Annotated in this window: 12 protein-coding genes; 6 read left to right on the forward strand and 6 right to left on the reverse strand. The window is 64.5% G+C overall.

All coding sequences use genetic code 11. From position 1 onward, the window contains the following. A complete protein-coding gene (locus tag HV753_RS10980) occupies nucleotides 1-651 on the forward strand; it encodes a TetR/AcrR family transcriptional regulator (protein ID WP_175174463.1) in 651 nt (216 codons plus the stop codon). Here the strand turns inward: HV753_RS10980 and HV753_RS10985 are convergent. The 4 genes from HV753_RS10985 to prfB all read right to left on the reverse strand — a co-directional run bounded on the left by HV753_RS10985 (nucleotide 635) and on the right by prfB (nucleotide 4,405). Beyond that, nucleotides 635-955 carry a preprotein translocase subunit TatB gene (locus HV753_RS10985; RefSeq protein ID WP_175174464.1) on the reverse strand — a complete coding sequence of 107 codons (321 nt, stop codon included), beginning with the start codon at nucleotides 953-955 and terminating at the stop codon, nucleotides 635-637. The two genes, HV753_RS10980 and HV753_RS10985, sit on opposite strands and share 17 nt — an antisense overlap. Nucleotides 956-970: 15 nt before the next feature. Continuing rightward, on the reverse strand, nucleotides 971-2,494 hold the full coding sequence (lysS, locus tag HV753_RS10990) for a lysine--tRNA ligase (RefSeq protein WP_175174465.1): 1,524 nt from the start codon (nucleotides 2,492-2,494) through the stop codon (nucleotides 971-973). 10 nt (nucleotides 2,495-2,504) lie between these two features. Continuing rightward, a complete protein-coding gene (locus tag HV753_RS10995) occupies nucleotides 2,505-3,260 on the reverse strand; it encodes an SDR family oxidoreductase (protein WP_175174466.1) in 756 nt (251 codons plus the stop codon). Nucleotides 3,261-3,300: 40 nt separating this feature from the next. Next, a protein-coding gene (gene prfB / locus HV753_RS11000; protein ID WP_175174467.1) for a peptide chain release factor 2 occupies nucleotides 3,301-4,405 on the reverse strand; the annotation gives its coding sequence in 2 pieces (ribosomal slippage) (nucleotides 3,301-4,323 and nucleotides 4,325-4,405; 1,104 coding nt in all). A gap of 252 nt (nucleotides 4,406-4,657) precedes the next feature. Here prfB and HV753_RS11005 point away from each other — a divergent pair. Both HV753_RS11005 and HV753_RS11010 read left to right on the forward strand, forming a co-directional pair. Next, nucleotides 4,658-5,968, forward strand: coding sequence for an MFS transporter (locus tag HV753_RS11005; RefSeq protein WP_175174468.1), 1,311 nt, complete (start codon nucleotides 4,658-4,660; stop codon nucleotides 5,966-5,968). 1 nt (nucleotide 5,969) lies between these two features. Further along, complete coding sequence (locus tag HV753_RS11010) at nucleotides 5,970-6,167, forward strand: hypothetical protein (RefSeq protein ID WP_175174469.1); 198 nt, start codon at nucleotides 5,970-5,972, stop codon at nucleotides 6,165-6,167. A 124-nt stretch (nucleotides 6,168-6,291) separates the two neighbouring features. Here the strand turns inward: HV753_RS11010 and recJ are convergent, their stop codons facing one another. Together recJ and HV753_RS11020 are read right to left on the reverse strand one after the other, a co-directional pair. Further along, nucleotides 6,292-7,992, reverse strand: a complete 1,701-nt coding sequence (recJ, locus tag HV753_RS11015) for a single-stranded-DNA-specific exonuclease RecJ (protein WP_175174470.1) — start codon at nucleotides 7,990-7,992, stop codon at nucleotides 6,292-6,294. Next, nucleotides 7,974-8,918, reverse strand: a complete 945-nt coding sequence (locus HV753_RS11020) for a hypothetical protein (protein WP_175174471.1) — start codon at nucleotides 8,916-8,918, stop codon at nucleotides 7,974-7,976. The genes recJ and HV753_RS11020 overlap by 19 nt, the downstream gene beginning before the upstream one ends. Before the next feature lie 178 nt (nucleotides 8,919-9,096). Between HV753_RS11020 and HV753_RS11025 the strand changes: the two genes are divergently transcribed. From HV753_RS11025 to HV753_RS11035, 3 genes are read left to right on the forward strand one after another with little or no spacing between them, the layout of a single operon-like run. Beyond that, entirely contained in the window at nucleotides 9,097-10,329 is a 1,233-nt protein-coding gene (locus HV753_RS11025) for a lipoprotein-releasing ABC transporter permease subunit (RefSeq protein ID WP_246288245.1), read from the forward strand. Further along, nucleotides 10,322-11,026 (forward strand): ABC transporter ATP-binding protein, encoded by a 705-nt coding sequence (locus HV753_RS11030; protein WP_175174473.1) that lies wholly within the window; start codon nucleotides 10,322-10,324, stop codon nucleotides 11,024-11,026. The genes HV753_RS11025 and HV753_RS11030 overlap by 8 nt, the downstream gene beginning before the upstream one ends. A gap of 40 nt (nucleotides 11,027-11,066) precedes the next feature. Then, complete coding sequence (locus tag HV753_RS11035) at nucleotides 11,067-11,885, forward strand: TatD family hydrolase (RefSeq protein WP_175174474.1); 819 nt, start codon at nucleotides 11,067-11,069, stop codon at nucleotides 11,883-11,885. Nucleotides 11,886-11,944 lie beyond the last annotated feature (59 nt).

An 11,944-nucleotide genomic window follows, 5' to 3' on the forward strand; every position in this document is an offset into this window, starting at 1 on the left:
ATGGAAAAGACCGTAGCTGCTGCGCCGCGTGAGGAGAGCGGGGATTCCGAACGCCGCCGCGAGTTGGTGCTGACGGCGGGACGGCTGTTTTGCAAGCACGGCTACGAGCGCACGACCGTGCGGGAGCTGGCGCGGGCCGTCGGCCTGCAATCCGGCAGCCTGTTCCATCATTTCCGCAGCAAGGAAGAGATCCTGGTGGCGGTCATGAACAACGGCATCCAGGAGGTGATCGATGATGGCGAACGCGCGTTGGCCCGCTACGATGCGCCGGCAGACCGGTTGGCCGCGCTGTTCCGCGTACATATGTGGAGCATGTTGCATGGCGCGGGCGGCGATGCGATGAACGCGCTGGTGTATGAATGGCGCAGCTTGTCCGCGCCCAGCCAGTCGGCCGTGAAGGCGCTGAGCGACCGCTATGAAGCGATGTGGCAGTCGGTGGTGACGGGGGCGGTGAATGCCGGGCTGATCAAGGGCGACGCGCGCGTCATCAAGCGTTGCGTGCTGGGCGCGATGAATCTGACCGTGCAGTGGTATAAGCCTGGCGGGCGATTGGCGCCCGCCGAGTTCATCGATGCGATGTTGTTGGCATCTTTGCCAGCGCTGCCCACCGGGGCGGGCGCGTGGCCCGTGGAGCCTAGCCGCGGCGTTTGATGAAAGCGCCGACGGCGCAGGCAACGCCCAATGCCAGCAGGGAGCCGGACACGGGCAGCAGGAAATCGGCTTCGCCGTGATACCCGCCGCCAGTGACGCCGCCGGCCACGCCGCCCATCCACAGCAAGGCGCTCACCAGCGATGCGACCACCGAGATCGCGCTGGCAATGCATAGCGCAATGAACACCGGGCGGCGAGGCCGCACGGGTTGGTAGGGCGTGCCCGGCTGGACGCGGCGAGGTTGCTTGATCCAGTAGACCAGCCCCGCCACGACCAACAGCAGCATCAGGATCTTGAAGATCATGATGCCGTCCGCGGTTTAGTCTTCACGACGCAGGTGCGGGAAGAGGATGACGTCACGGATGCTGGGGCTGTCGGTCAGCAGCATGACCAGGCGATCGATGCCAATGCCGCAACCGCCCGTCGGAGGCATGCCGTATTCCAGGGCGCGGATGTAGTCCGCGTCGTAGAACATGGCTTCTTCGTCGCCGGCGTCCTTGGCTTCGACCTGCGAGCGGAAGCGTTCGGCCTGGTCTTCGGGGTCGTTCAGTTCCGAGAAACCGTTGGCGATTTCGCGGCCCGTCATGAACAGCTCGAAGCGCTCGGTGATGCCTTCGCGGGTGTCCGAGGCGCGAGCCAGCGGCGACACTTCGATCGGGTAGTCGATGATGTACGTGGGATTCCACAGCTTGGCTTCAGCCGTTTCTTCAAACAGCGCCAATTGCAGTGCACCCAGGCCGGCGCGCGACAGCACGGGGCCATTGGCGTCGGCACCCAGCTTCTTGAGCTCGGCGCGCACGAAGACCGGATCATCCAATTGCGCCTGGGTATAGCCCGGCGCGTACTTCATGATGGCTTCGCAGATGGTCAGGCGGTCGAACGGCTTGCTCAGGTCCAGCTCGCGTTCCTGATACGTCAGGACGGCGCTGCCGGTGGCCGAGATCGCGGCCTGGCGGATCAGTTCTTCCGTGAAGTCCATGAGCCAGCGGTATTCCGCGAAAGCTGCATAGAACTCCATCATTGTGAATTCGGGGTTGTGACGCGGGCTGACGCCTTCGTTGCGGAAGTTGCGGTTGACTTCAAACACGCGCTCGAAGCCGCCGACGATCAGGCGCTTCAGGTAGAGCTCGGGCGCAATGCGCAGGTACATTTCCATGTCCAGCGCATTGTGGTGCGTGACGAAGGGCTTGGCCGCCGCGCCGCCCGGGATCGGGTGCAGCATGGGGGTTTCCACTTCGAGAAAGCCCGCGTTCAGCATGAATTGGCGGATGCTGCCCACGGCCTTGCTGCGCGCCTCGAACGTGCGGCGCGTGGCGTCCGTCATGATCAGGTCAACGTAGCGCTGGCGGTAGCGCAGCTCCTGGTCGGCCACGCCGTGGAACTTGTCCGGCAGCGGGCGCAGCGACTTCGACAGCAGGCGGGCGGTGGCGGCGTGAACCGACAGTTCGCCCTTGTTGGTCTTGAAGATCGACCCTTCGATCGCGATGATGTCGCCGATGTCCCATTGCTTGAACGCGGCGTAGTTGTCTTCGCCCAGCGTGCCGCGGTCCAGGTAGATCTGGATGCGGCCGGTGCTGTCTTGCAGCGTGGCGAAGCTGGCCTTGCCCATGACGCGCTTGAGCATCATGCGGCCGGCCACCTTGACGGTGACGGCAGCGGCGGTCAGCGCTTCCTGTTCTTGGTTGTCGTACTGCTCATGCAGGGCGGCGGCGCGGGCGTCCGGGACGAAATCGTTGGGGTACGCGACCCCGGTTTCGCGCAGTTTGGCCAGCTTGGCACGCCGTTCGGCGATCAAGCGGTTTTCATCCTGGGCGGGGGCCGGAGTGGTCGAGTGGTCGGTCATGGTCGGGGGATCAGTCGTAATTGCGGATATCGTCGATTTCAGTCGTGCCGAAATCTTCGCGATCCAGGTAGGCGAGGATGCGGGAGGCCACGTTGGCGGGCGAAGACAGCTTGCCCGTGGCGTGGAAGTCCTGGAACTTGGCGAGGGCAGGGAAGCTCTCGGGGTCGCTGGAACGGATGGCGACCTGCATGTCGGTGTCGACGATGCCGGGGGCCAGCGCGACGATGCGCGCGCCGTCGGCGCCCTGTTCCTGCTTGACCACGCGCGAATACATGTCGAGCGCGGCCTTGGTGGCGCAGTAGACGCCCCAGCCGGCGTTCGGGTTGCGGCCCGCGCCGGAGGAGATGTTCAGCACGCGGCGGTCAGCTTTCAGGTCTTCGACGGCGGCCAGGAAGCGCGCGGTCAGCAGCATGACGGCGGTGACGTTCAGATTGAAGGCGGCGGTGATGGCCGCGCCGTCGATCAGGGCGTCAGTGCCGGCGATGGGATGGACCGTGCCCGCGTTGTTGATCAGCAGATAGCGTTTGGCATCGCGCGGCAGAGCGGCGCAGATGCGTTCGGCGGTGGCTTCAACCGTACCCAGGTCCGAGAGGTCCACGGACAGTTGTTCCAGCTGCACGTCCTGCGACCGCGCGTAGGCGGCCAGTTCGGGATCTTCCCGGCGGGCCAGCGTGATCAGGCGGGTGCCCGGTTTGGCAAGCTCGCGCGCCATGGCGGCGCCAATGCCGCGCGATGCGCCGGTCAGAATTGCGATGGTGTCAGACATTCGTGGACCTCTGGGTGCGGTGAGGGGGATATCGCGGAACTTAGACGCCTTGCTTCAGGCTGGCCTGGATGAAGGGATCCAGGTCGCCGTCCAGCACTTTCTGCGTGTTGGAGATTTCAACGTTCGTGCGCAGGTCCTTGATGCGGCTCTGGTCCAGCACGTAGGAACGGATCTGGTGGCCCCAGCCCACATCGGTCTTGGAGTCTTCCAGCTTCTGCTGTTCAGCCATGCGGTTGCGCATTTCCAGTTCGTAGAGCTTGGATTTCAGCATCTGCATGGCTTCGGCGCGGTTGCGGTGCTGCGAACGGTCGTTCTGGCACTGCACCACGATGCCGGTGGGCATGTGGGTCAGACGCACGGCGGAGTCGGTCTTGTTGATGTGCTGGCCGCCCGCGCCGGATGCGCGGTAGGTGTCGACACGCAAGTCGGCGGGATTCACGTCGACCTCGAACGAATCATCGACTTCCGGATAGACGAACACGCTGGCGAACGAGGTATGGCGGCCGCCGGACGAGTCGAACGGGCTCTTGCGGACCAGGCGGTGCACGCCGGTTTCGGTGCGCAGGTAGCCGAACGCATATTCGCCTTCGATCTTGATGGTGGCGGACTTCAGGCCCGCGACGTCGCCATCGGACTCTTCCAGCACTTCAGCCTTGAAACCCTTGCGCTCGGCGTACTTGAGATACTGGCGCAGCAGCATCGACGCCCAATCCTGGGCCTCCGTGCCGCCTGCGCCTGCCTGGATGTCCAGGAAGCAGTTCAGGGGATCGGCCGGATTGGAGAACATGCGGCGGAATTCCAGGTTTTCGAGCTTTTCCTGGAATGCGCTGGCGTCCTTTTCGATGGATTCCAGCGTGGCGTCGTCGTCGTCGGACGCTGCCAGTTCAAACAGTTCGTTTGAGTCGGCCAGGCCCGTGCCGAGAGCGGTGAGCGTTTCCACCACGTCTTCCAGCGCTTTCTTTTCACGGCCCAGATCCTGGGCGTGCTTGGGGTCGTTCCAGACGGCCGGGTCTTCGAGTTCGGCGTTTACGACTTGCAGGCGTTCAGCTTTGGCATCGTAGTCAAAGATACCTCCGTAGAGCCTGTTCGCGCTCCGCGTAATCGGCGAGGCGGGCTGCGAGCTGGTTCTGACGTTCGGCTTCCATGATGATCCTGTCCTGATGACTTTTGTGCGAAACCTGGCATTTTACCGTGGATGGCCCAACTACGCGGGCGCGTGTTGCAAGAAGGGGGACGGATCTGTTGTTGGGGCTGGGCGTGAACCAGGCAAGTTGTTCAGTTTCTTGTCACCGGGTGCGTTCTAGGCTTGTCTTCGTGGCCATTGCGTCCCCATTGGAGCGACGGACCACCGCACCGGCAACCCGCCGGGCGATCCCGCTAGAGGACTGGAGACGGAAATGGAAAACACGATGACCCCTGGGGTCACGCCGGCGATCCCGGCGAGTGAGGAAGACCGCATCTACCGCAAGGTGGGATGGCGGTTGGTGCCGCTACTGGTGGTTTGCTACGTGGTGGCGTACCTGGACCGGGTGAACGTCGGCTTCGCGAAACTACAGATGTTGCAGGAGCTTCAGTTCAGCGAAACGATGTACGGGCTGGGCGCGGGCATCTTCTTCATCGGCTATTTCCTGTTCGAGATCCCCAGCAACATCATTTTGCACAAGGTGGGAGCGCGGATATGGATCGCGCGGATCATGATTACCTGGGGCATTATTTCGGCCTGCATGATGTTCGTGACCAGCGTGCACATGTTTTATGCCTTGCGCTTTCTGCTGGGCGCGGCCGAGGCGGGCTTCTTCCCGGGCATCATCCTGTACCTGACCTACTGGTATCCGGCGGCGCGGCGTGGGCGCATCACCACGTTCTTCATGACCGCCGTGCCCTTGTCGGGGCTGATCGGCGGGCCGATTTCCGGGTGGATCATGGCCACGTTCCATGGCGACCACGGCCTGTCGGGCTGGCAATGGCTGTTCCTGCTTGAGGGGATTCCATCCGTGCTGATTGGCGTGCTGGTGCTGATCTATCTGGACGACCGCATCAACAAGGCCAAGTGGCTGACCGCCACTGAAAAGGCGGTGCTGATCCGCAATATCGCGGCCGAAGAGCAGCAAAAAGAAGATCCGCCGATTCGTGCCGCGTTGATCCTCCCGCGTGTCTGGGCGATGGCGCTGATCTACTTTTCGTTCGTGATGGGCCTGTATGGCGTAGGTTTCTGGATGCCGACCCTGATCAAGAGCACGGGCGTGCAAAGCCCGCTGGCGATCGGCCTGCTGACCGCGATTCCCAACCTGTTTGCCGTGATTGGCATGATCCTGATCGCGCGCAATTCTGACCGCCATCGCGAACGCCGCTGGCATGTGGCGTTGCCTGCGCTGTTCGGTGCGCTGGGCCTGCTGTTCTCGGCAATCTGGAGCAGCAATACGGTGCTGGCGATCTTGGCACTGACGGTGGCCAATATCGGGATCTGCACGGTGTTGCCGCTGTTCTGGAGCCTGCCGACGGCCCTGCTGGGCGGCACGGCGGCCGCGGCGGGCATTGCGTTGATCAATTCAGTGGGCAACCTGGCAGGATTTGTCAGCCCCTATCTGGTGGGCTGGCTGAAGGACCTGACAGGCACGACCAACACCGGGCTGTACATGCTGTCCGCCTGCCTGGTGGTGGGCGCGTTGGTCGCGCTGGCGCAACCCGCCAAACTGGTGAACAAGTAGGATGGGTGAAGCGCGAGAGCATGGCGGCAAGAACGCCGATGCGCATCGCGCGCAACCCATCATGCAGACGCACGCAACCTATCATGCGGCCATGGAATCCATGGCTAAGGGTCTGGAATTCATGGCAAAGGGCCTGGAATTCATGGCAAAGAGCTTGGAATTCATGGCAAAACCCGCTATGAATTGCACCGCCGCTTGATGGGTTGCGCGCGATGAGCAGCAGCGTTCTTGCCGCCATGCTCTCGCGCTACACCCATCCTACAGTCATCGCGTTTATCGCGGTCTTGATCGCATTTTCGGCTTATGCCGTGTGCTCGATGACCTTATGCCGCGTGCTCGATGACCAATTGCACGGACACCATGCCGTTCCAGACGTTTTGCTCCAGGCGGTAGGCGGCCTGGATGTGTTCGGGCAGGGACTGGTCATGGCCAAACCAGATGGCGTCAAAGCGCTGGTGGCCGCGTTCCAGCGATAGTTTCAGGTGCTTTTCTCCGACCAGGCGCTGGTTGCGCACGGTGAATTCGTCCAGGAAAAGCGGGGCGGCGAAGCCGGCGCCCCACACCTGCTGTTGCAGCATGCCTGCGACGTCGGCGTTGGCGTAGCCGGACTCCAGCGAACCGTCGGTTTCAATGACAGGTTCAAAAGTGTCGCGTCCGGTCAGTTCGCGCACGGCGGCGTCGAACGCGGGGGCGAAGGCCGGGAAGTCCTCGCGGCCCAAGGTCAAACCCGCTGCCATCGCGTGGCCGCCGAACTTGCGGATCAGGTTGGGATGGCGCTTGGACACGAGATCCAGCGCGTCGCGCAGGTGCACGTCGGGAATCGAGCGTCCGGAGCCGCGGATTTCGTCGTCGCCCGCGGGCGCGAAGGCCAGCGTGGGACGCCAGAATTTCTCTTTCAAGCGCGAGGCCACCAGGCCCACCACGCCTTGATGCCAGCCGGGGTCGAACACGCAGACCGTGGCGCCCGCCGAGGCGTTGGGTTCTTCCATCGCAGCCAGCGCCTGTTCACGCATTTCGGCTTCGATGGTGCGGCGTTCGCGGTTGATATTGTCGAGTTCCCGCGCCATTTCCAGCGCCTGGGCTTCATCGTCCGTCGTCAGGCAGGTGATGCCCAGGCTCATGTCGGCGAGGCGGCCCGCCGCATTGATGCGGGGGCCCAGCGCAAAGCCCAGGTCGAAACCATTGGCGCTGCGCGGTTCGCGGCCGGCAACGGCGAACAGCGCGCGCAGGCCCGGTTGCAAGCGGCCGCTGCGCATGCGTTGCAGGCCTTGCGTGACCAGCAGACGGTTGTTGGCGTCAAGCTTGACCACGTCGGCGACCGTGCCCAACGCGACCAGATCGGACAGCGCATCCAGGCGGGGGCCGCCGTCGGCCGCGTAGACGCCACGGCGGCGCAGTTCGGCGCGCAGGGCAAGCATCATGTAGAAGATGACGCCCACGCCGGCCAGGTTCTTGGACGTGAAGCCGCAGCCTGGTTGGTTGGGGTTCACGATGGCCAGCGCGTCGGGCAGGGTGTCGCCCGGCAAATGGTGGTCGGTGATGACGACGCCGATGCCTGCCGCGTTGGCGGCCGCCACGCCGTCCACGCTGGCGATGCCGTTGTCCACCGTGATGATGATGTCGGGTTTGCCGCTGCGGTGCTGGACAGCCAGGTCGACCACGGCGGGTGACAGGCCATAGCCGGTCTCGAAGCGGTTTGGTACCAGGAAGTCCACGTCGGCGCCCATCGCCGACAAGGCGCGCAGCCCGACGGCGCAGGCGGTGGCGCCGTCACAGTCGTAGTCGGCCACGATCAGCAGCTTTTTGCCAGCCTGAACGGCGTCGGCCAACACGCCGGCGGCGTGCGCCGAATGCGTCAAGCCGGCGGGCGGCAGCAAAGACGGCCACGCCAGTTTCGTCTGGTCAGGATGGGTGACGCCGCGTGCGGCCCACAGGCGGGCCAGCAGGGGATGGATGCCCGAGGCTTCCAGGGCGTGACAAGCGTCCTGGTCGGCTGGGCGGATTGTCAAGCGGGGTGTGACCACCAGGCGCTCCAATTTTTCTTGGGCGCGGGCAGCAAGCCAAGCAGGCCCCCGCGCGGTTTGAGGGTAAGGGCGACCGTGCGGTCATCGCCCAGCAGCAGTAATTCAGCGGGCGTGTCCGGCACGCCTTGCTTGCCGGCCAGGAGCCGCAGATGCTGAGCGTCCAGTTCCGCCAGGGCGTCCAGCCAGGCAGACCAGTCGCCCGTGCGTTGCGGCGTGTCCAGTCCGGTCAATACCTGTTCCGGTCCCGCAGGCGTGACGGGCCAGGGCGTGCCGCCGCCGTAGAGCCATAAGGCATTGACGGGAGCCACACCACGGGCCGCGCGGTCATCGTTGACGGGGTGTTCATGCCACGCCATCTGTATTTCATTCAGCAGCCGCCGCCAGGGGCGCGTTTCCGTGTCCTGGCGCCACCAGTCGTTCAGCCGTTGGCCTGCCACCACCAAGGGCGACGCCGTTTGCGGACGCAGGCCGTCGGGCAGCTGCAAGCGCCAGCGCTGCGGCGACAAGGCCTCCACGGCAAAGCCGGTGCCATCAAATAGGGGGCGGGCCGTGTCCAGCAGCGCGGCGGACTCTTCGGGACGCAGATCCATTTGATCCGGATCCAACAGGTTGGCCTGGTCGGCGCCCAGCGCCAGATGGACCAATTCGGCCAGCCAGATGGCTTGGCCAGCCGGGGCTTGGCCGGCAGCCAGCAGGGGGCCCAGGCCGGCGCCTTGCAGCAGGCCGGGTTCGGGGGTGTAGCCCGCGCGGCTTAATTGCCAGGACTCGAAGGCGGTACAGCCCTGGGTGCGTGCATCGAAGGCAGCCGGCCGCGCGGCGCCGGCCAGCAGCCAGCGGTGCAGCGTGGGGGCGCGTTCGGGCAAAAGCTTGGCCAGTTCGGCGGCAACGGGAAGGGCGGGCAGGGCGCCCGGAATGACGATCAGCATGGCGGGGATTGTAGACCGCGTGGGCCCGGGGAACTAAGCGGCGTCGGCGGTTGCCATAGGTTGACACGCCTGGTCGTGGAACCGCACATCCGCGGCGCGATTTCCGGGCTGTTAATGCCATAATGCGCACGTGCTGAAAATACCCTACGAACTCTGGATAGGCGCCCGCTATGCCGGGTTGGCCCGAATCCGCCAGCGACGCGGGCGCCGCGATCGCTTCATCTCCTTCATCGCCGCCAGCTCCATGGCGGGCATCGCGCTGGGCGTTGCCGCCCTGATCGTGGTGTTGTCCGTGATGAACGGATTCCAAAAAGAAGTGCGCGACCGCATGCTGTCGGTGCTGCCGCACATCGAACTCTATATTCCTGGCGCCTTGCCGGAACGGGTGCTGGAGCAGTGGCAGCAATTCGCCACCGCGGCCAAGCAGAACCCCGAGGTCAAGGCCGGAGCGCCCTTTGTGGCCGCGCAGGGCATGCTGGTGCGAGGCCAGGCGCTGCGGGGTGTGCAGGTGCGCGGCATTGACCCGGCCACCGAAGGCAATGTGTCGGATCTGCCGCGCCAGATGGTGTCAGGCAAGCTGACCGACCTGAAGGCCGGCGGTTTCGGCGTGGTGCTGGGCAACGAGCTGGCTGACGGCCTGGGTGTGAAAGTCGGCGATACGCTGCTGATGATGGCGCCGCAAGGCTCGATCAGCCCGGCCGGTTTCGCGCCGCGCATGCGCCAGTTCACGGTGGTGGGCGTTTTCTCGTCCGGTCACTATGAATATGATTCCTCGCTGGCGTTTGTCGACAACGAGGATGCCGCGCGCGTGTTCCGCGAAAGCGGCACGGCTGGCGTGCGCCTGCGCATCGCCGATATGCAGAAAGCGCCGGAAGTGGCCAGCGAATTGAAGAAGGTGCTGCCGCCTTACGTGATGGCCAGCGACTGGTCGCGCAATAACCGCACCTGGTTCGCCGCGGTGCAGACCGAAAAGCGCATGATGTTCCTGATCCTGGCGCTGATCGTGGCGGTGGCGGCGTTCAACCTGCTGTCGTCGCTGGTGATGGCGGTGAAGGACAAGCAGTCCGACATCGCGATCTTGCGCACGCTGGGGGCAGGGCCGGGCGAAGTGGCCCGTATCTTCCTGGTGCAGGGCGCATTGATCGGCGTCATCGGCACCTTGCTGGGCGTGGTGGGCGGCATCGTCATCGCGTACAACGTCGATGTGATCGTGCCTTTCATCGAGCGCTTGTTGGGCGTGCATTTCCTGCCGCGCGAGGTCTATTTCATCAGCGCCTTGCCGTCTGATCCGCAAATCGGCGATATCGTCACGATCGGCCTGACCTCCCTGGTGCTGTCGCTGCTGGCGACGCTGTATCCCAGTTGGCGCGCGTCGCGCCTGCAACCCGCTCAGGTGCTGCGCCATGATTGATTCCCAGACGGTCACGGCGTTGACGCCCGCCTTGCAGGCCGAGAACATCGTCAAGGTCTACGACGAAGGCCCCGCGCGCATCGAAGTGCTCAGCAATGTCAGCCTGTCGGTGGCGCGTGGCGAGATGGTCGCCATCGTGGGCGCCTCGGGTTCGGGCAAGAGCACCTTGCTGCATATCCTGGGTCTTTTGGATATGCCCAGCAGTGGTTCGGTGTCGGTCGACGGGAAGCTGGCGATCGGCTTGTCCGAAGCCAAGAAAAGCGCGGTGCGCAACAGCAGCCTGGGCTTTGTGTACCAATTCCACCACCTGTTGCCCGAGTTCTCGGCGTTGGACAATGTGGCGATGCCGCTGATCGTGCGCCGCGAAAACCGCGACAAGGCCCGCCTGGCCGCGCGGGAGGTGCTGGCGCTGGTGGGGCTTGCCGCCCGCGAGGATCACTTTCCGGGACAGTTGTCCGGCGGGGAACGCCAGCGAGTGGCGCTGGCGCGTGCGCTGGTCACGCGGCCCGTGTGCGTCCTGGCGGACGAGCCCACGGGTAACCTGGACCGCAATACGGCGCACAAGATGTTTGAATTGCTGACCCGGGTAAATCAGGAATCGGGCACGGCGTTTGCCATCGTGACGCACGACCCGGAACTGGCCGCCCGCGCCGACCGGCAATTGTTGATGGAAAGCGGCCGGCTGGTGTCGGGATAGGGCAAGACGGGTGGATAATCCTGCCAAGGAGGCCACGCCCATGCTGATCGACACCCACTGCCACCTGGACGCTGCCGAGTTTGATGCCGACCGCCAGCAGGTGGCCGACCATGCTTGCGAGGCCGGCGTCCAATCCATCGTGATCCCGGCCATCGAGCGCGCCAATTTCACCGTGGTGCGCGATCTGGCCGCGCAAGTCGCTGGCGGCGCCTATGCGCTGGGCATCCATCCCTTGTATGTGCAGCGCGCCGAGGATTCCGATCTGGACGCGCTGCGCCAGGCCATCAAGCAATCTCTGGGCGACCCCCGCTTTGTCGCCATCGGCGAGATCGGCCTGGATTTCTTTGTTCCCGAGATTGCCTCGGGTGAACCCCGCGAACGCCAGGAACGTTTCTACGCCGCGCAATTGGCGATGGCTGCGGAATTCAAGCTGCCCGTGTTGCTGCATGTACGCCGCTCCCAAGACATTCTGCTGAAGTATCTGCGCCGCCATGACCGCATCGGCGGAATCGCGCATGCCTTCAATGGCAGCGCGCAGCAGGCGCAAGCGTTTATCGACCAGGGCTTTGCGTTGGGCCTGGGGGGCGCCATGACGTATGAACGCGCCTTGCAGATCCGCCGCCACGCGGTGGACGTGGATCTGGCCCATTTGGTGCTGGAAACCGATGCGCCGGACATCCCGCCGGCCTGGCTGCATCCCCCCGAACGCCGCAACCGGCCGGGCGAACTGGCCCGCATCGCCGCCACGCTGGCGGACTTGCGCGGTATCACGCCCGCACAGGTGGCGCATGCCACCACGGCCAATGCGATGCGCGTGTTGCCGCGTCTGCCGGCAGCCATTCTGGCCGACGCCGACTGAATTTCCGTCCCTGATTGATCGCTGTGCGATGACGGATGTTGTCGCGTGGATGCATCATT

Origin of the sequence: Achromobacter pestifer, assembly GCF_902859625.1 — a bacterium.
GTDB classification, from domain to species: domain Bacteria; phylum Pseudomonadota; class Gammaproteobacteria; order Burkholderiales; family Burkholderiaceae_B; genus Achromobacter; species Achromobacter pestifer.